Origin of the sequence: Methylocystis silviterrae (assembly GCF_013350005.1) — a bacterium.
Lineage (GTDB): Bacteria > Pseudomonadota > Alphaproteobacteria > Rhizobiales > Beijerinckiaceae > Methylocystis > Methylocystis silviterrae.
The window spans coordinates 1-18,086 of sequence record NZ_JABVWW010000015.1; the positions used below are offsets into that span (position 1 = coordinate 1).

An 18,086-nucleotide genomic window follows, 5' to 3' on the forward strand; every position below is an offset into this window, starting at 1 on the left:
CATTGGCGCTTCCTTTCGGAAGCTGTGAATCACGACATCGCGCCCAAGCCAACAACTTTATAGGTCCGAGCCCTAGAAATCCAGTTCCGCATAGTATCGACCCGGCGTAAGTCCTGGGGCCCGATACGACAGCAGCGGACGAAACGCGGGGCGTGACTTGATGCGTTGATACCAGTGCTTCGCCGCCTCATCCTCGTCCCACGGCGCATCGCCAAGATAATCGGCGCAGGAGATATGCGCGGCCGCTGCGAAGTCGGCATACGTCAAACGATCGCCCGCGAGCCAGTTGCGCGCATTGGTGAGATAGCCAATGTAGCGCATATGGTGCCGGATGTTGGCGCGCGCCACACGCACCACGTCCATATCGGGCGCGCCGCCCGGAGGCGCAAAGCGCTTGTAAACCTTCTCCGTGATCAGCCAGTTGGTGACCTCGTCGAAAAACTTGACGTTGAACCAGTCGACCAGTCGACGCGTTTCAATGCGCGCCGCCATTTCCTGCGGCAGGAGCCGTTGCGCGCCGCGTTCGGCGCCATAGGTCTCGTCGATATATTCGGCGATGAGATTGGCGCCGGGCGCGACAAGGCCGTTATCGTCAACGAAGACCGGCGTGCGGCCGGCGGGATCAAGCGCGAGAAATTCTGGGCGGCGGTCGCTCACGCGCTCCTCGATGAGCGTTGCGTCTATTCCATATTCGGAGAGGACGAGCCGGACAAATCGCGAATGGGGGCAGAGCGGGTGATGATAAAGCGTGGGCATGAGGCCTTTTCGAGCGGACGCGAAGCGACGATCGGGGCGCCGCCTTCTGTATGCTGGTTTGAGTTAGCGCCGCTAGCCGGCGGTTTTACGGCTTTGATGAGCTTTTTAGCGCGCAGCTTTTGCTAGGATATGCCATGATTCGTTTGCTCTTAGCACTTTCGCTCGGCCTGATGCTGTTCGTGGCCGCGGGGAACGCCGATACGCTGAAGGACGGCGTTCCAAATCTCTCCGTCATTGGCGAGGCTTACGAGGATGTCGCGCCCGACTTGGCGATCTTGCGGTTCGGCGTCGTCACCGAACGGCCGCTGGCGGCCGACGCCGCGGCGGAAAATGCGCGCGCGGTAGAAGCTATTCTCGCCGAGCTCAAAAAGTTTGGCGTTCCCGACGCTGAAGTGCAGACACAAGGCGTAACGCTCGCGCCCGTCACCATCGAAGAGCGAGACCCCAAGACAGGCAAACCCAAGACATCACAAAAGTTTTTCCGCGCACGAAGCGATCTGAGCGTGCGGGTGACGCGGACCGAAAAGGCCGGCGAAATCGCTGGCAGTCTGATTGATAAGGGCGTTAACAGCTTCGAAGGCATTGATTTCGAAATCGCGCATCCGAAGCAACGGCTTGACGCATTGCGACGCGAAGCGGTCAAGGATGCGGAGCGGCAGGCGAAGATCTATGCGGAGGCGGCCGGATTGCGGCTTTCCCGCGTGATCGAAATTCGTCCGCTCGAGGAGATCGACGCGCGCCCCCGCGACTATGCGGCGAAGGCCGCCGGGGCTCCCGGAGCCGCCGAGATTCCTTTGCGTCCCGGGCTGCAGCGTCTCTCGGCGCGCGTGAACATGGTCTGGGGACTCTCGCGCTAGTTTGCGTCTGCCCGTCGAAGCGGCGAAAGCCCCCGCCGCTGCTCGCAATTTGTTCGCTTGAAGCCGTATCGCGCTGCACAATTTCACGCTAAGCTCGTGTCTGCGACTGGTGGGCCGCAATGTGAGGGGTCGCGGATGGCTCATGTGATCTTTTACGAAAAGCCAGGCTGCGCCGGCAATGCGCGGCAAAAGGCGCTGCTCGTCGCCTCTGGACATGAGGTCGAGGTTCGGGATCTTCTGACCGAATCCTGGAGCCCGTCGAGCCTGCGTCCCTATTTCGGCTCCAAGCCGTTGCCGGAATGGTTTAACGCCGCCTCGCCGCGCATCAAATCCGGCGAAATCGACATCGAGAAAGTCACGCCGCAGGAAGCATTGGTGATGATGATGCTCGATCCGGTGCTCATCCGTCGCCCGCTGATGCGCATCGGCGATCATTGCGAGGCGGGTTTCGACTCGGCAGCGGTCGACGCGTGGATCGGGTTGAAGCGGACCGATGAAACGGTCAGCGACGTGTGCGTGCGCTCCATCGCCAACGACTCCTTCTAGCCCGCTCAACGGCGACTCGCCGCCGCGCGCGCGGCGCTGCTAAACCTCTCCAGATAAGCCATAATGTAAAAAGGACGCCGGTTCGGCCGTCCGGCAGCCATCTGAATGGGCGCGGCCGGCGGTGACCGTGGGGGAAGCCGCGGAGGAGGAGCCCTAAGCATGCAGCCTTCGGCGGAAGGAAAGGAATATTGGGCGATCGGCGCCGATGCGGCGCTTGAGCGCCTGGGCGTGACGCGTTTGGGCTTGAGCGAGGCTGAAGCCCAAAGACGACTCGCCGTCCATGGCCCCAATCGCCTTCCGGCCGGCAGGCGGCGCAGCGCGCTCATGCGCTTCGCGCTGCAGTTCCACAACGTATTGATTTATGTGCTGCTCGCCGCCTCCTTCGTCACGGCGCTCATGCAACACTGGATCGACACCGCGGTCATCGTCGCGGTCGTCGTCATCAACGCCATCATCGGGTTCATTCAGGAGGGCAAGGCCGAAGAGGCCATGGAGGCTGTCCGCAACATGCTGTCGCTGCATGCGACGGTCATTCGAGACGGGCAGCGCGTCGTCATCGACGCGACCGATGTCGCGCCTGGCGACATCGTCTATGTCCAATCGGGCGACAAAATTCCGGCTGACATCCGTCTCATCCGGGTCAAATCTCTCAAAGTGCAGGAGTCGGCGCTCACCGGCGAGTCGCTGCCGGTCGACAAGGACCCGGCGCCGGTCATGGCGGATGTGCCGCTCGGAGATCGGGCTCCGATGGCCTATTCGGGGACCGTCGTGACCTACGGTCAGGGAACGGGCGTCGTCGTCGCCACGGGCGCCGCGACCGAGATCGGTCGCATCAACGCCATGCTGTCCGAGGTGGAGACGCTTACCACTCCCTTATTGCAGCGCATGGATGAGTTTGCGCGCTGGCTCACGGTCGTCATTCTGGTCGTGTGCGCCGCCGTTTTCGCTTTTGGCGCGCTGGTCTGGAATTTCGACGCCGGCGAGATGTTCATGGCGGCGGTCGGGCTCGCGGTTTCGGCGATCCCGGAAGGATTGCCGGCGATCATCACCATTACGCTGGCGATCGGCGTGGAGCGTATGGCGCGGCGCAAGGCGATCATCCGCCAACTGCCGGCGGTCGAGACGCTCGGCGCCGTGAGCACGATCTGCTCGGACAAGACCGGCACGCTGACGCTCAACGAGTTGATCGTGCGCTCGATCGTCATCTCCGGCGGCGTCTACGACACGACCGGGTCGGGATACGATCCGCATGGCGGCTTCCTGCGCAATGGCAAGGACGTCGTGGTGCGCGAGGACATTCACCTGACCGCGGCTTTGCGCCCTCTTGCGCTCTGCAACGACGCCGTGCTGCGCGAGAAGGACGGCACCTGGAGCGTCGAGGGCGATCCGACCGAAGGCGCCTTGCTTGCCGCCGCCGTCAAAGGCGGCGTCAACCTGGAAAAACTGGCGCTGGAGCTGCCGCGCACGGATGAGATTCCTTTTGAGTCTCAGCATCGCTTCATGGCGACGCTGCATCACGACCATGAGGGCGCTGGGTACATTTTCGTCAAGGGAGCGCCTGAGCGGCTGCTCGAAATGTGCTTCTGGGAGCAGGGCGCGCGAGGAGAGCAGCGTCCGCTCGATTGCGCCTGCTGGCTCGACCGCATCATCGAGATGGCCACGCGCGGGCAGCGGGTTTTGGCGGTCGCCTCCAAGAAAGCCGAAGAGGGTCAGCAGCAACTCGCGTTCGGCGACGTTGAAAACGGACTCGTCTTTGTCGGTCTCATCGGCCTGATCGATCCGCCGCGCCCCGAGGCCGTCGATGCGATCCGCGCATGCGCGATCGCCGGCATGTCCGTCAAAATGATCACGGGCGACCACGCCGCGACGGCGATCGCCATCGCCCGCGAACTCGGACTCAACCGTCCGGATTCAGTGCTCACCGGACGCGATCTCGACGCGATAGGCGACGAGGAGCTCGGCGAGGCGGCAAGCGCCACGACGGTGTTCGCGCGCACCAGTCCCGAACATAAGCTGAGACTCGTTCAGGCGTTGCAGAAGCGCGGCGAAGTCGTCGCGATGACCGGCGACGGCGTCAACGACGCGCCTGCCTTAAAGCGCGCCGACATCGGCATAGCGATGGGCGTCAAAGGCACCGAGGCGGCGAAAGAGGCCGCGGAGATGGTGCTTGCCGACGACAATTTCGCATCGATCGTGCATGCGGTGCATGAGGGTCGCGTCGTCTACGAAAATTTGAAAAAGACCATCCTCTACATCTTGCCGACCAATGGCGGCGAGGGCCTCACGGTGATCGCGGCGATCGCGATGGGCGAGACCCTGCCGGTGACCCCGGTGCAGATCCTGTGGATCAATTTGATCACCGCGGTCACGCTCGGCCTCGCGCTCGCGTTTGAGCCGCCGACCAAGGGCGTCATGCTGCGTCCGCCGCGCCCGTCGGGCGAACCGATCCTGTCCCGCTATTTCGTCTGGCGTATCGTTTTCGTTTCTTTCCTGATGCTGATCGCGACCTTCGGTCTCTATGAATTAGAGAAGGCGCGCGGCATGGGGCTCGATAGCGCTCGGACGGTCGCGGTCAATACGCTCGTCGCCTGCGAAGTCGCTTATCTCTTCAACGCGCGTTTCCTTTCCGAGTCGTCGCTCTCGTGGAAGGGTCTGTTCGGCAGCCGCGCCGTGCTGATCTCCGTCGCCATCGTCGTCGCGCTGCAGGCTTTGTTCACTTACGCGCCCTTTATGCAGGCGCTGTTCAACACCACGCCGCTCGACCTGGAGATATGGTGGCATATCGCTGGCGCGAGCGTCGTGCTGTTCCTGCTCGTCGAAGTTGAGAAAGCGATTTTCCATTCGCGGACAAAAGCTCCCGCGGCCCGTGGCGTTCCTGCGACGACCGGCGCGGCCGCCGTCGTCGCGCCTGGCGACTGGGTCCGACCTGTCGTCGCCGGTTTATTGGGGCTGCTCATCATTGTCGTGAGCGGCGCGTTCTATCTTCACACGCGCGTCAGTCTCACGCGCGAAGAAGCGTCAGCTGGCCGAACGATCGACGTCAGCGGCGTGATCGCCCCGGTCGCGCAGACGCCGATCAATGCGCCTGCGGCGGGCGTCGTCGTGACGCTCTCTTGTGACGTCGGCGCGCAAGTGGAGAAGGGCGAAACCTGCGCGACGCTTGCGCCATCTTCCTCCGACGAAACTCTGGCGCGCGAGAAAAGCGCTCTGGCGGCCGCTGAGCGGCAATTGACGCGGCGCGAGCGCGCGCAGGCGAGGGCGCAGGCGAATCTCGACAGACGGGAGGCGCGGTCAGGGCGTCGCGCGGCCAGCCGCAAGGCGCTGAGCGCGGCGCGTCGCGCTCTGGCGCGGGCGCGGGCGCAAGTCGAGCGCGCCGAAGCGGAAGTCGCTCTGCGCCGGGAGGCGGTGACGAAGGCGGAGGCGGATCGAGTCGGCGCCGCGATTGTCGCGCCGGTCGCAGGTTTCGTCATAGAGCGAAGGGCTGCTGTCGGCGCGCGCGTTGAAACGGGCGCGCCGCTGTTCATGATCGGCGACGCCAAGACCGTTCGCCTTCGGGGGATGGCGGAGGGGGAGGGCGCCCTGACGATCGCGCCGGGCGCCAAGGCGCTGCTGACGAGCGAGTCCGTCCCTGGCCGGACATTTTCAGGGAAGGTGACCGAGGTGCGCCGCCCCGCGACGCCGCAAGCGGGCGCGAGGGTCGACGTGGTGGTTGAGTTCGAGAATTCCGACCTCGCACTTCGACCGGGAATGGCGGCGTCGGCGCGGATCGACATCGAGGAGCGTGCCGCGACGTTAGGCGAAGAAGAAATTTGAGCCGCGGCGCCGGGCCGGTTGACGCTGGGAGCGTCGCCGCCGGTGCGGGGCCAGCCGCCATGGCCGCCGCCCCAGTGGCGACCGCGGTCCCAGCCGCCGCCATGGCGCAAGCCGCCGCCACGGACGTCCTATCCCCCCGTTCGATGAATCCTTGGTGCCCCTGGCCGGAGTCGAACCAGCACTCCTTGCGGAACTCGATTTTGAGTCGAGCGCGTCTACCAATTCCGCCACAGGGGCCCGGCCGGCGGGAAGCCGGCGAAGCGGCGCGGATATTAGCGGCGGCGCGGCGCCCGTCAACCCGCGAAACTTCTTTCTTCAACGCTTACGTGCTATGCGCGGGCAGCGCGTCGCGCCAACCCCGGGAACAGATGAAAAAGCTCTACGACTGGACCATGTCGCTCGCCGCGAGCCGGCATGCGCCCCTGGCGCTCGGCGCAATCGCTTTCGCCGAGAGTTCCTTCTTCCCGGTGCCGCCAGACGTGATTCTCGTGCCGATGACGCTCGCCGAGCCGAAGAAGGCCTGGTATTTCGCAGGCATTTGCACGATCGCTTCCGTCGCGGGCGGGGCGCTCGGCTATGCCTTCGGCGCGCTCTTCTATGACACGATCGGCCAGTGGCTGATCAATCTCTACGGCTACGGCGAGAAGATGGAGGCGCTGCGCGCCTTCTACGCGCAGTGGGGCGCGATCTTCATTCTGGTCAAGGGCTTCACGCCCATTCCCTTTAAGCTCGTGACCATCGTCTCGGGGCTTCTCGCCTATAATTTCCCGCTGTTCATCGTATTGTCGATGGTGACGCGGGGGGCGCGGTTTTTCGTGCTGGCTGCGGCGATCAATCGCTTTGGCGACCCGATCCGCTCGAAGCTCGAGAGCCACTTCGGACTTTTCATCGCGTCGCTGGCGGTGATCGTCGTCGCCGGCTTCGCGCTTGCGGCAAAGATGTTTTAAGCGTGCGAGTCTGTCGAATGGAATGGCGCAGCGTCGTTCATTGCGTCTTCGAGCCGCGCAACGCATCGCTCCTCATCCTCGCCGCCGCCGTTGCGGCGATCGGCGGCGCCTTCGCCTATGAGTCGCTCGGCTATCTGCCGTGCGAACTCTGTTACAAGGAGCGCGTGCCCTATTACGCGGCGTTCGCGCTCGCGCCGCTCGCCGCCTTCGCCGCGCAAACAGGGCGGGGCGGATTCGCGCGCGGCGCCTTCTTGCTGATGGCGCTGCTCTTCGCCGGCAACGCTATCCTTTCGATCTACCATTCGGGCGTCGAATGGAAGATTTTCGCCGGGCCGCCGGACTGTTCCGGGCCGCTTTCGACCGCGCCGTCGGTCGCCGATTTCATGAAGCAACTTCAATCCGTGAAGGTCGTGCGCTGTGACGAGCCGAATCTATGGATTTTCGGCCTGACGCTGGCGAACTGGAATGTCGCGATTTCCGCGGCGCTGGCCGCGCTCGCCGGCTATGCCGCCAGGCGCTGAAAGCGTCCCATATTCATCCGATGACACGCGCCGAGCACCCTACGGCGGAGTCGGGCGTCATCGCGCGCATGATGGCGGCGGCGATTTTTTCTCCGCCTTGCGACGATGGCTCGATTGGATTGGCGTAGTCGGCCGCAGAGTCGCAGACGAGCCGGAGCTCGATGACGGTCAAGCCGAATTCCACCGCGGCGCGAATGATGGCGTCACCGAATGGTGCGATCGCGATTCTCGCGCCGCGGGCAAAATCCGGCTCGAAATTGCCCCAGTAGATGGTGCAGACGATCATGCGTGGGTCAGCCTCAAGACAGGGGCGCAGCGCGGCGCGATAGGCCGCCTCAAAGCCCGAGACCGCATTGCCGATGAGCTGAAGCGCCTGCGCGCTGCTTGATACCGGGATACCGGGGCCTTGAGAACGTCCGCCTGCCGCAAAGCGTCGTTTCCACCGACGCTGAGCACAAGCCGGTCCACGTCGCGGGGGAGCTTAGCGAGTTGCGAAACCACATTGGCCGTTGTTGCGCCGTCCTGGGCGGCGAGGGTCGCGCGCCAGCCGGAAGGGAGCTTCTCCCGCAACTGCTGAATGACGGCGGGGCCGCCCTCTGTATAAGCGCCGTTTTCGAAGATTGAATCGCCTAGAAGGGCCACATGGGCCATGGATTCGCACCGCCCCGCGGCGTCCCTACTGGACGCCTTGCGCAGCCATTCTGGCGCTTGCGCGCAGCTTTTCCGTCTCGCTCTTCAGCTGTCCGCAGGCCGCGAGAATGTCGCGCCCGCGCGGCGTCCGCACCGGGCTGGCGTAACCGGCGTTGAAGACAATGTCCGAGAAGCGCTCGATCGTCTCCCAATCCGAACATTCGTATGGCGCGCCCGGCCAAGGATTGAAGGGGATGAGATTGATCTTCGCCGGCAGGCCTTTCAGGAGCCGCACCAGCTCCCTGGCGTCGGCGGGCGAATCATTCACGCCCTTCAGCATCACATATTCGAAGGTGATGCGCCTTGCGTTCGAGGCGCCGGGATAATCGCGGCAAGCCTGCAGCAGCTCCTTGATCGGATATTTCTTGTTCAGCGGCACAAGCTCGTTGCGCAGCTCGTCGCGCACCGCGTGCAGCGAAATCGCCAAGGCCGGCCCGCATTCGGCGCCCAGACGCTCAATCTGCGGCACGACGCCCGAGGTCGAGACGGTGATGCGGCGCTTGGACAGCGACAGCCCGTCGCCGTCGGCCATGACCTCGACCGCCGCCATGACATTGTCGAGATTGTAGAGCGGCTCGCCCATGCCCATGAAGACGATGTTGGAGACGGCGCGCACGCCTTCGCCCGCTGGCACCAGCCCGTCGGTCGGTCGGTCGCGATCGGGAAAATCGCCGAGCCGCTGCCGGGCGACGAGCAACTGCCCCACAATCTCGGCGGTCGTCAGATTGCGCACGAGCCGCTGCGTGCCCGTGTGGCAGAAGCTGCAATTTAAAGTGCAGCCGACCTGAGAGGAGACGCAAAGCGTCCCGCGGTCGCTTTCCGGAATATAGACGCATTCGACTTCGGCGCCCTTGTCGAAGGCGTCGACCGGCTGCAGCCGCAGCAGCCATTTGCGCGTGCCGTCGACGGAAATCTGCTCCTCGATGATCTCTGGAAGGCGCAGCGCAAAGGCGTCCGCGAGCTGGGCCCGCATCGCCTTGGAGACATTCAGCATCTCGCCAAAGTCGCGCGCCCCGCGGAAATAGACCCAGTGCCAGATCTGCGACACGCGCATGCGGATCTCGCGCTCCGGCAGGCCGAAGGCGCGCAAGGCGTCGCCGATCTCGGCGCGGCTCATCCCGGCGAGCGAAGGCTTAAGCGTCATCGTGGGCGCAGCGGAAAGATCGGATAGGCTCATGAAGTCCTCGGAACAGCGTCCCTTATATCATGCCTTCGCGCAATTTTTTGAGAGGCCGCCCGCGACGTCAGCGCGGATCAGCCGGCGGTCGCTTCCGCGTTCTGCATCGACTGCAGGAAGCGCTTCCAGTTCTCCGGCGTCACAACCTCGCGATAGCGCGCGGTCTGCGCCGGGTCCAGGAATTCCAGCATGAATGCGCCTTCGACCCACACTTCCGAAAGCTGGAACAATCCGCCGCCGCGGTCGCAAGCCCGCGCCGGCCAGCCGGCCCGTGTCGCGATAGCGATGATCTCCTCCGCCGGCCGAGCCACGCAAATGGCAAGGTGCGCTTCGGAAAGACGCGTTCCTTGATTTTGCGGCGTCCAATAACCTTCGTCAGGTCCGTAGGCCAGCACATGTCCGCGCGGCGCGATCTCAAGCTCGACTTCGCCGTCGCCCGACCAAGCCATCCAGGAACTCGGCCCTGCTGGAGGGAAGGGCGTTGCTTCGCCCTGCATGATCTTCGCAAGCACTTTGGCGACGGCCTCCGGATTGTCCGCCGGTACGGAAGCGTGGGCGATGCAGGTCATTTCTCTTCTCCATGTATAAAATTGCGTTCGGGTGAAAAATTGCGTTCGTCCGCAGCCGAGTGGCGACCCAGCAGGACGGCGATCGCTTCTGACGCCGCGCGGCCAGCCTCTGCGCCGTCCAATCCCCAGAAATCCCTAAGGACCGACCAGGCGTAGGCGCTGTCAATCAGCTGGACGATCGCGGCCCGCCGGCGTTTGGCGGCGTCGTCCATCTCGGGCAACGCGTCAGCGACGCAGGCGAGCATCGCCGCCTGACGCTGCGGGTTCGAGCTTAAGCGCACTTCGCGTCCGGTTTCGGATGAGATCGACGCTCTGATCAGCCCCTCTTCTTCATCAAATCGAGGAAACAGCCGCAGCGGCGTGGCGATCAATTCATCAGCTGTCTGCGGAAATCCCGAACTGCCCACACGCGCCTGCATGCGCGGCCAGACCGACTTCAAGAGATCCTCGCGTGTCAGGAAGTGACGGTAGACGGTTCGTTCGGTCACTTTCGCCCGCTCAGCCACTTTGGCGATGGTGAGCGCGTTCAGTTTGCACTCGCGCATCTCGTCGATCGCGGCGTCGAGAATACGCGTTCGCGTATGATCCTTATGAGTCTCGCGAAGTGATGTCAGTTCATATGATGTCATGTCATATTGACTGACATTGCTAATCGCGCCTGTCAAGCGGCTCGTCGCGATGTTCAAGATTCGATCGTGCTTTCGTGGCTCGCTGCCACGCAGGGCGGGGGGCGTTCCTTGATGTCGCCCTTCAAAAACGATAAATGCTGCGCGCTCACGCCCAAGAGGCCGACGGAGCGACTCCTTGTACAGCGCCGCGCCAGACGCATCCGATTCTCCGCTCAAGGCGACGCGCCGGGAGTGGATCGGGCTCGCCGTCCTCGCTCTGCCCTGTCTGGTCTACGCGATGGACTTCACGGTGCTCAATCTCGCCATTCCGGCGTTGACGGCGGAGCTGCGGCCGAGCGCGTCGCAACTTTTGTGGATCATCGACATCTATGGCTTCATGGTGTCCGGCTTCCTGATGATCATGGGCGGGCTCGGCGATCGCCTCGGCCGGCGCAAGGTGCTGCTGCTGGGCGCCGCGGCGTTCGGCGCCGTATCGATCCTGGCGGCTTTCTCGAAATCGGCGCAGATGCTGATTTTTGCGCGCGCCGCGCTTGGCGTCGCGGGAGCGACCCTCGCGCCGTCGACGCTGTCGCTGCTCGCCAACATGTTCCGCGATCCGTCGGAACGGACCTTTGCGGTCAGCATGTGGATTTCGAGCTTCTCCGCCGGCGCCATCATCGGGCCGCTTGTTGGCGGTGCGCTCATTCAGTCTTTCGGCTGGGGCTCGGTCTTTCTCGCGGGCGTCCCGGTGATGGTCCTTCTGCTTGTGCTCGGGCCGATGCTACTGCCGGAATATCGCGATCCCGACGCGGGCCGGCTGGATCTCGCCAGCGCGCTTCTGTCGCTCACGGCGGTGCTGTCCTTCGTTTACGGATTGAAGCGCGCCGCCGAGGCGGGCTTCGGCGCCGACGCGATCGGAGCGATGGCGGCAGGCGTCGCGCTCGCGCTCCTGTTCCTGCGCCGACAGGCGCGGCTTGAAGATCCTTTGATCGATCTCGCGCTGTTTCGCTCGCGGTCGCTGAACACCGCGCTTTGCATCAACATGCTCGGCGTCTTCTTCATGTTCGGGTCGTTCATTCTGCTCGCACAGTATTTTCAGCTCGTTGCTGGTTTGACGCCGCTCGATGCAGGGCTGTGGTCGACGCCGTCGGCGATCGTCTTCATGATCGGCTCCTTCGCCACGCCCGCGCTGGCGCGCCGCATCACGCCCGTCAATCTTCTCGCCGGCGGACTCATCGTCGCCGCGGCTGGATTCGTCGGCCTCGCGCTTGCCGGCGGATTCTACGGGGTGCTTCTATCGTCTCTGCTTCTCGTCGGCTTCACGCCGGTGATCGCGCTGACGACGGAAATCATCGTCACATCGGCGCCGCCCGAGCGCGCGGGCGCGGCGTCAGCCTTGTCGGAAACGGCGATTGAACTTGGCGGCGCCCTTGGCATCGCCGCGCTCGGCAGTCTCGGCACGCTGATCTATCGAGCGAAAATGGCCGGCGTCGTCGCGGGGCTTCCGGCGGACGTCGCTCGGGCTGCCGGAGCGACGCTTGGCGGCGCGGCGGATGCGGTCAAATTCTTGCCCCCGGAACAGGCGGAGCGGACGCTCTCCGCCGCGCGCGACGCCTTCTGCGCCGGTTTTCAGGCGACCGCCTTGTTGGGCGCCTTAGGGCTTGTCGGCGCGGCGTTCGCGACGAAGATTGCGCTCAAACAAGCGCGTCCTCCGTCGGCGGAGGGCTCAGGTGAAAAGCCGAGTTCGGCCCCGGCGTAGCATGTCGCCCGTCATGCGCTTGTCACGGCGCGCGTCGAGCTTTAGCCTCCAGCGCATACTGTAGTTTTTTGCGCACGGGGGATTTCATGAGACTCGCCTCATACAACGTCGAGAATCTTTTCGATCGCGCACGCGCAATGAATCTCAAGAGCTTTTCGCAAGGCAAACCTATTCTCGAACGTTTCGCGGAACTGAGTACGTTGCTGGCGCAGCCTTCGTACAGCGCCGCCGACAAGACGCGCATGGCGAAACTTGTCATTGAACTTGATTTGGAAAAATCCGACGTCGGCGATTTTGTCATTCTGCGGCGTAATAGGGGCGGACTGATCAAACGCCCCAAGTCGGGCGGCATTCAGATTGTCGCGAGCGGGCGCGCCGATTGGGTCGGCTCGCTGGAATTGCGCGACGAGCCCGTTGACGAACAGGCGATGAGGAATACGGCGCGAGTGATGCGAGATGTCGAGGCGGACGTTCTCGGCGTCGTCGAAGTCGAGAGCCGGCCGGTGCTGCGGGATTTCAACGCGGACGTCGTCGCTGCGCTCGGCGGCGAGACATTCCGCCATGCGATGGTGATCGACGGCAACGATACGCGCGGCATCGACGTCGGCCTGTTGGCCAGGCAGGGGTTTCCCATCGGCGCGCTGCGCAGCCACGTCGACGAAATGCTGGACGAGCGGAATCCGATCTTTTCCCGGGACTGCGCCGAGTTCGAGGTGACGGCGCCGTCCGGCGCGCGCCTCCTGGTGATGCTCAATCACTTCAAGAGCAAGGGTTTCGGCTCGCAGCAATCATCGAACGCCAAACGTCGCGCGCAGGCGAAACGCGTCGCTGAAATCTACGACGAACGCGTTGCCATGGGGATCAGGAACATCGTCGTGATGGGCGACTTCAACGACACGCCGGACAGCGAACCTTTGAGTCCTCTCATCGAAGGGGCGGATCTGAAGGACATCTTTTTGCATCCGAAATTTGACGACGGCGGTTTCCCAGGCACTTACGGCAGTTGCGCCGCGGACAACAAGATCGACTTCATTCTGCTGTCGCCGGCGCTGTTCGACAGAGTCACGAGCGGCGGCGTGTTTCGCAAAGGCATGTGGCCTGGCGCGCGGGCCAAACGCTGGGAGGCCTATCCGGAAGTCACCCGCAAGGAGGATGCAGCGTCGGATCATGCGGCGATATGGGTGGACATAGACCTTTAGAGCGGTTCCACCCTGCCTTAGCGGGAGAGTCGCTCGATCAGCGCCAGGGCGGCGGCCGGATTGCGTTCCTTAGCGCCGCTGATGACATAGAGAAACACGTCTCGCGGCGTCGCCGCCTTCCGTTGTGTTTCCGCAATATAGTTGAACTCGCTCGGCGCAGCGCCGCTCGCCCAACGCCGCGCGCGCTGCGCCCATTCGTCGAGAGCGGCGGCGTCATAACCCTTCGGCTCAGCCTCCAGCGTTCCCATGATGCGCGCATAGACGAAGGGCGCCGTCAGATCGGCGATAAGCGGATATTTTGCATCGCCAGCGATGACGATGGCGACGCCATGTCGGCGCGCCAGCGCGATGAACTCGGCCGTCTTGAAGCTCTCATGGCGCGGCTCAATGGCGTGCATCAGCGACCGTCCGCCAATGTTCCTCGGCAGCAGCGAAAGAAAGGCTTCGAAGAACGCCGCGTCGAATTTCTTCGTGGGGAGAAACTGCCACAAGATGGGTCCGAGCTTGTCTCCAAGCTCCATAACCCCGCTCTTAAAGAAGCGCTCGATCGATTCGCTCGCCTCCTTTGGCGCCTTTCGCATCACCGCAAAGCGCGGCGCCTTGACGCTGAAGATGAAACCTTCGGGCGTTTCATCACGCCATTTGGCGAAGCTCGCGGCGCTCTGCGTGCGATAATATGTGGCGTTGATTTCAATGGAGGTGAGCCTACGGCTGGCATATTCGAGTTCCCGCTTATGCGGCAGGTCGGCGGGATAAAAGGATTCGCGCCAAGGGGCGTAATTCCAGCCGCCGACGCCGACATAGACGCGTCCCGTCTTTTGACTCATTTGCGCTGCAGCCTCGCGTGTCGACTGGCGAGGGCTTGAGACTTGTCCCCGCTGCGCCATTTTTAGCGGCGTCATCGACAACATATTTGTCTTCGTCGCCGGCTGTCGATCGTGAGAAGCTGCGGCTTCTCGTGTTTGCCGGGATTCGTTTGGGGAGGAGGCGCCATGGCGGCGAATTTTTTCGGGAGATTTCTATTCGCGCTGACCGCAATCGCGCTCGCGGCCTGCGATCGCGGCCCCGAAATGCCGGAGAGCGCTGGCTACGGACCCAATCCGACGCTGCCGGAGCCGCATCCGACCGGCGCCTTTCCTTACGTGAATATCGCGCGCGCCGTGGGCTGGCCAAGCGCTGAAAAACCCACGCCCGCCGAGGGGCTGGGCGTTGAAGCTTTTGCGACGGGGCTCGATCATCCGCGCTGGCTGTATGAATTGCCAAACGGCGACATCCTTGTCGCGGAAACCGATGCGCCGCCAAAATCCGAAAACGAAGGCGGCGGCGTTCGCGGCTTCTTCATGGGCCTTTATATGCGCCAGGCCGGGTCCGATAAGCCGAGCGCCAACCGCATCACGCTGCTACGCGACGCAGACGGCGATGGCGTGGCCGAGACGAAGGAGGTCTTTCTGGAGAATCTAAATTCGCCTTTCGGCATGGCGCTGGTGGGCGATCAGCTTTATGTCGCCAACGCCGATTCGCTTGTGCGCTTTCCATATAAGGAAGGCGATACGCGCATCGAAGCGGCGCCCGAAAAGGTCGCGGATCTGCCCGCGGGACGCAATCATCACTGGACCAAGAGCCTTGTCGCCGATCCTGTGGGTTCGCGTCTCTACGTCGGCGTCGGGTCCAACTCCAATGTCGCCGAGAATGGCATGGAGGAAGAGCATAACCGCGCCGACATTCTGGAGATTGATCCGGCGACCGGCGACACGCGGGTTTTCGCCTCGGGACTGCGCAACCCCGTCGGGATGGATTGGAATCCCGCGACAGGCGACCTCTGGGTCGCGGTGAACGAACGCGACGAGATTGGCGACAATCTCGTGCCCGACTACATGACGAAGGTCCAGGAGGGAGCCTTTTACGGCTGGCCCTACAGCTACTACGGACAGCATGTCGACGAGCGCGTGCAGCCGCAAGATCCGGAACTCGTCAAACAGGCGATCCGGCCGGATTACGCGCTCGGCTCGCATACCGCTTCGCTCGGATTCACCTTCGTCGGCGACGCGAACCTCGGGCCGTTCCAGAACGGCGCCATCATCGGCCAGCACGGATCGTGGAATCGCAGTCCCCGCGTGGGTTACCGCGTCATTTTCGTAAAGTTTGAGAATGGCGCGCCGGTCGGCGCCCCCAAAGAGGTGCTGACCGGCTTTCTGAACGAGCGCGGCGAAGCGCGGGGCAGACCGGTCGGCGTCATCGTCGATAAGCGCGGCGGACTGCTGGTGGCCGACGACGTCGGCGGCGTCGTGTGGCGGGCGAGCGCCGCCAAGAAGCAAGCGGAATAGCCGGCTTCGCTCGCATTTGGCCGCCGCCTGTGCTAACGGCTGCGGTCAGTCCGGTTTTCTCGGGCGGAGTCAAGGGTCTGGCGCACATGTCCGATATTTTCCATGAGGTCGATGAAGACGTCCGGCGCGACAAGGCGGCGGAGCTTTGGCGGCGCTATCACACGCCGATCCTGATCTTCGCCGTGCTGATCGTCGCTGCGACCGGCGCTTGGAGCTATTATCAGACCAACCGTCAGAAATTGGCGGAAGCCGCGAATGCTCGCTTTGAAGCTGCGGTCGCGCTGGCCAACGAAGGCAAGGCTCAAGAGGCTGCGGCCGCTTTCGAGGCGCTCGCCAAGGACGGTCCCAAAGGCTATGCGACGCTCGCGCGCATCCGGGCTGCGGAACTGCGCGAGGACAGGGCGCGCGCGCTCCAAGAATTGGAGGCGATCGCCGACGACAAGAATGTCGACAAACTGAATCAGGAAGTCGCTCTGCTGCGCGCCGCGCTGATCATCCTCGAGAGCGGAGACCGCCAGAAAATGGAACGCGCGCTCGGACCCATGATGACGTCGAAGGGCGCTTTCCGCTTCTCGGCGCAAGAATGGAATGGTCTCGACGCGCTGGCCAATGACGATTTCGAAGAGGCCGAAAGGGACTTCAACATTCTGCTCAGCGATCGCGACGCTCCGCAATCCATGCGACAGCGGGCCGCGGCCTATCAGGGGTTGCTGCACGCGAAACGCGGACCCAAGCCGGCGGCGGCGCCGACGGCGGGGGCCGGGGGAGCCGCGAGCGGCGGCAATGTCACCGTGACGCCGGTGATCGAGCCGGAACAGGAAGGCGCCGCATCGTCCGGCGAGGCGCCGTTCGAGGTGAAGCCCTCGAAATAGTTGGCGTAGGGGCGCGGCAGCGCAGCGAGAAACGAGTCATGTCCTTTTCGCTCGCGATCATCGGCCGGCCGAACGTCGGCAAATCGACGCTGTTCAACCGGCTGACCGGCAAGAAGCTGGCGCTTGTCGACGATCGTCCCGGCGTCACCCGCGATCGCCGGGAGGGCGACGCCAAGCTCGCCGATCTGCGCTTTACCATCGTTGACACGGCCGGGTTGGAGGAAGGCTCCGGCCCGACGTTGGAAGGGCGGATGCGCGCCCAGACCGAGAGCGCGATCCTCGCCGCCGACGCAATTCTCTTTCTCATTGACGCGCGCGCCGGCGTCACGCCCGACGACAAATATTTCGCCGATCTCGTCCGTCGCGCCGGCAAGCCGGTTATCCTGATCGCCAATAAGGCGGAAGGAAAGGCCGGCGGTCCAGGCGTCTACGAGGCCTTTTCGCTGGGTCTTGGCGATCCCGTGCCGTTTTCCGCCGAGCATGGCGAAGGCATGGGCGCGCTCTATGACGCGCTGCGCGAGGCTCTGCCCGAGGAGACCGCCGAGCCTTTCGAAGACGACGTCGCCATTGAAGAAAATCTGCGCAACGACGAAGAGGACGGCAGCGACCTCGATGTCACGAAGCCGCTGCGGATCGCGGTCGTTGGTCGGCCCAACGCCGGAAAATCGACGCTCATCAACCGAATTCTCGGCGAGGATCGCCTGCTGACGGGACCCGAAGCGGGAATCACGCGCGATTCGATCTCCGTCGATTTCGTGTGGCGCGACCGGAAGATGAAGCTCTTCGACACGGCCGGTCTGCGCAAGCGCGCCCGCGTCGTCGACAAGCTGGAAAAGCTGTCGGCCGCCGACGCGCTGCGCGCCGTGCGGTTCTCGGAAGTCGTCGTGCTGCTCGTCGATTCGACGATCCCCTTCGAGAAGCAGGATCTCTCCATCGCCGACCTCGCGGCCCGCGAGGGGCGCGCCGTCGTCATCGCGCTCGGCAAATGGGACCTCGTCGAGGACCGCGGCGCGACGCTGATCAAGTTGCGCGAAGACGCAGAACGCCTGCTGGCGCAGCTGCGCGGCTGTCCGGTGGTTCCGGTGTCAGGCGCGACGGGGCAGGGGCTGGACAAGCTCATGCAAGCGATCCTCGCGGTTCATGAAATTTGGAACAAGCGCATCGGCACGGGGCGCCTCAATCGATGGCTGCTGACGCAAATCGAGGAGACGCCGCCGCCGGCGGTTTCCGGGCGGCGCATCAAGATACGCTACATGACGCAAGCCAAATCGCGGCCGCCGCATTTCGTGCTTTTCGGCAATCAGCTCGACGAGCTGCCGACGAGTTACGAGCGCTTCCTGATCAACGGTCTGCGCAAGACCTTCGACCTGCCCGGCGTGCCAATCAGGATTTCAAAAAAGGCGGGGGAGAACCCCTTCGAAGGACGTCACAAGGGCTGAGCGACTCTT

Annotated in this window: 16 protein-coding genes and 1 tRNA gene; 10 read left to right on the forward strand and 7 right to left on the reverse strand. The window is 63.7% G+C overall.

The features are described from left to right. Positions 1-72: 72 nt before the first annotated feature. The gene (locus HUN39_RS14270) at positions 73-756 is read right to left on the reverse strand and encodes a glutathione S-transferase family protein (RefSeq protein WP_175095163.1); all 684 of its coding nucleotides are present in this window, start codon (positions 754-756) and stop codon (positions 73-75) included. Between the two features lie 134 nt (positions 757-890). Here HUN39_RS14270 and HUN39_RS14275 point away from each other — a divergent pair, with 134 nt between their 5' ends. From HUN39_RS14275 to HUN39_RS14285, 3 genes are all read left to right on the forward strand, one after another. Continuing rightward, positions 891-1,613: an SIMPL domain-containing protein gene (locus tag HUN39_RS14275; RefSeq protein ID WP_175095164.1), complete on the forward strand. Its 723-nt coding sequence runs from the start codon at positions 891-893 to the stop codon at positions 1,611-1,613. A gap of 135 nt (positions 1,614-1,748) precedes the next feature. Next, positions 1,749-2,159 carry an ArsC/Spx/MgsR family protein gene (locus tag HUN39_RS14280; protein WP_175095165.1) on the forward strand — a complete coding sequence of 137 codons (411 nt, stop codon included), beginning with the start codon at positions 1,749-1,751 and terminating at the stop codon, positions 2,157-2,159. A gap of 159 nt (positions 2,160-2,318) precedes the next feature. Further along, a complete protein-coding gene (locus tag HUN39_RS14285; protein WP_175095166.1) occupies positions 2,319-5,972 on the forward strand; it encodes an HAD-IC family P-type ATPase in 3,654 nt (1,217 codons plus the stop codon). 152 nt (positions 5,973-6,124) lie between these two features. On the opposite strand, the gene HUN39_RS14290 is transcribed toward HUN39_RS14285, so the two are convergent. After that, positions 6,125-6,209, reverse strand: a tRNA-Leu gene (locus tag HUN39_RS14290). Positions 6,210-6,340: 131 nt separating this feature from the next. On the opposite strand from HUN39_RS14290, the gene HUN39_RS14295 reads away from it, so the two are divergent. Both HUN39_RS14295 and HUN39_RS14300 read left to right on the forward strand, forming a co-directional pair. Further along, a complete protein-coding gene (locus HUN39_RS14295) occupies positions 6,341-6,919 on the forward strand; it encodes a YqaA family protein (RefSeq protein ID WP_175095167.1) in 579 nt (192 codons plus the stop codon). Between the two features lie 17 nt (positions 6,920-6,936). After that, the gene (locus HUN39_RS14300; protein ID WP_175095168.1) at positions 6,937-7,440 is read left to right on the forward strand and encodes a disulfide bond formation protein B; all 504 of its coding nucleotides are present in this window, start codon (positions 6,937-6,939) and stop codon (positions 7,438-7,440) included. A gap of 13 nt (positions 7,441-7,453) precedes the next feature. Here the strand turns inward: HUN39_RS14300 and HUN39_RS14305 are convergent, their stop codons facing one another. From HUN39_RS14305 to HUN39_RS14320, 4 genes are all read right to left on the reverse strand, one after another. Next, positions 7,454-7,726 (reverse strand): hypothetical protein, encoded by a 273-nt coding sequence (locus HUN39_RS14305; protein ID WP_175095169.1) that lies wholly within the window; start codon positions 7,724-7,726, stop codon positions 7,454-7,456. A 390-nt stretch (positions 7,727-8,116) separates the two neighbouring features. Beyond that, a complete protein-coding gene (gene rlmN, locus HUN39_RS14310; RefSeq protein WP_175095170.1) occupies positions 8,117-9,307 on the reverse strand; it encodes a 23S rRNA (adenine(2503)-C(2))-methyltransferase RlmN in 1,191 nt (396 codons plus the stop codon). A 77-nt stretch (positions 9,308-9,384) separates the two neighbouring features. Continuing rightward, complete coding sequence (locus tag HUN39_RS14315) at positions 9,385-9,876, reverse strand: hypothetical protein (protein WP_175095171.1); 492 nt, start codon at positions 9,874-9,876, stop codon at positions 9,385-9,387. Next, positions 9,873-10,505, reverse strand: a complete 633-nt coding sequence (locus tag HUN39_RS14320) for a TetR/AcrR family transcriptional regulator (RefSeq protein WP_175095172.1) — start codon at positions 10,503-10,505, stop codon at positions 9,873-9,875. The genes HUN39_RS14315 and HUN39_RS14320 overlap by 4 nt, the downstream gene beginning before the upstream one ends. 175 nt (positions 10,506-10,680) lie before the next feature. On the opposite strand from HUN39_RS14320, the gene HUN39_RS14325 reads away from it, so the two are divergent. After that, entirely contained in the window at positions 10,681-12,243 is a 1,563-nt protein-coding gene (locus HUN39_RS14325; protein ID WP_175095173.1) for an MFS transporter, read from the forward strand. Positions 12,244-12,329: 86 nt separating this feature from the next. Beyond that, a complete protein-coding gene (locus tag HUN39_RS14330) occupies positions 12,330-13,442 on the forward strand; it encodes an endonuclease/exonuclease/phosphatase family protein (protein WP_175095174.1) in 1,113 nt (370 codons plus the stop codon). A 17-nt stretch (positions 13,443-13,459) separates the two neighbouring features. On the opposite strand, the gene HUN39_RS14335 is transcribed toward HUN39_RS14330, so the two are convergent. Then, positions 13,460-14,269 carry a DUF72 domain-containing protein gene (locus HUN39_RS14335; RefSeq protein ID WP_175095175.1) on the reverse strand — a complete coding sequence of 270 codons (810 nt, stop codon included), beginning with the start codon at positions 14,267-14,269 and terminating at the stop codon, positions 13,460-13,462. Between the two features lie 165 nt (positions 14,270-14,434). Between HUN39_RS14335 and HUN39_RS14340 the strand changes: the two genes are divergently transcribed. From HUN39_RS14340 to der, 3 genes are all read left to right on the forward strand, one after another. After that, the gene (locus HUN39_RS14340; protein ID WP_175095176.1) at positions 14,435-15,766 is read left to right on the forward strand and encodes a PQQ-dependent sugar dehydrogenase; all 1,332 of its coding nucleotides are present in this window, start codon (positions 14,435-14,437) and stop codon (positions 15,764-15,766) included. A gap of 86 nt (positions 15,767-15,852) precedes the next feature. Further along, a complete protein-coding gene (locus HUN39_RS14345) occupies positions 15,853-16,638 on the forward strand; it encodes a tetratricopeptide repeat protein (RefSeq protein WP_175095177.1) in 786 nt (261 codons plus the stop codon). A 38-nt stretch (positions 16,639-16,676) separates the two neighbouring features. Then, positions 16,677-18,077, forward strand: a complete 1,401-nt coding sequence (gene der / locus HUN39_RS14350; RefSeq protein ID WP_175095178.1) for a ribosome biogenesis GTPase Der — start codon at positions 16,677-16,679, stop codon at positions 18,075-18,077. Positions 18,078-18,086 lie beyond the last annotated feature (9 nt).

Coding starts and splice junctions, on each gene's coding strand:
- HUN39_RS14340 (WP_175095176.1), top strand. CDS start 14,435: ATGGCGGCGAATTTTTTCGGGAGATTTCTATTCGCGCTGACCGCAATC.
- HUN39_RS14335 (WP_175095175.1), bottom strand. CDS start 14,269: ATGAGTCAAAAGACGGGACGCGTCTATGTCGGCGTCGGCGGCTGGAAT.
- HUN39_RS14295 (WP_175095167.1), top strand. CDS start 6,341: ATGAAAAAGCTCTACGACTGGACCATGTCGCTCGCCGCGAGCCGGCAT.
- HUN39_RS14305 (WP_175095169.1), bottom strand. CDS start 7,726: ATGATCGTCTGCACCATCTACTGGGGCAATTTCGAGCCGGATTTTGCC.
- HUN39_RS14285 (WP_175095166.1), top strand. CDS start 2,319: ATGCAGCCTTCGGCGGAAGGAAAGGAATATTGGGCGATCGGCGCCGAT.
- rlmN (WP_175095170.1), bottom strand. CDS start 9,307: ATGAGCCTATCCGATCTTTCCGCTGCGCCCACGATGACGCTTAAGCCT.
- HUN39_RS14345 (WP_175095177.1), top strand. CDS start 15,853: ATGTCCGATATTTTCCATGAGGTCGATGAAGACGTCCGGCGCGACAAG.
- der (WP_175095178.1), top strand. CDS start 16,677: ATGTCCTTTTCGCTCGCGATCATCGGCCGGCCGAACGTCGGCAAATCG.
- HUN39_RS14330 (WP_175095174.1), top strand. CDS start 12,330: ATGAGACTCGCCTCATACAACGTCGAGAATCTTTTCGATCGCGCACGC.
- HUN39_RS14300 (WP_175095168.1), top strand. CDS start 6,937: ATGGAATGGCGCAGCGTCGTTCATTGCGTCTTCGAGCCGCGCAACGCA.
- HUN39_RS14320 (WP_175095172.1), bottom strand. CDS start 10,505: ATGACATCATATGAACTGACATCACTTCGCGAGACTCATAAGGATCAT.
- HUN39_RS14280 (WP_175095165.1), top strand. CDS start 1,749: ATGGCTCATGTGATCTTTTACGAAAAGCCAGGCTGCGCCGGCAATGCG.
- HUN39_RS14275 (WP_175095164.1), top strand. CDS start 891: ATGATTCGTTTGCTCTTAGCACTTTCGCTCGGCCTGATGCTGTTCGTG.
- HUN39_RS14270 (WP_175095163.1), bottom strand. CDS start 756: ATGCCCACGCTTTATCATCACCCGCTCTGCCCCCATTCGCGATTTGTC.
- HUN39_RS14315 (WP_175095171.1), bottom strand. CDS start 9,876: ATGACCTGCATCGCCCACGCTTCCGTACCGGCGGACAATCCGGAGGCC.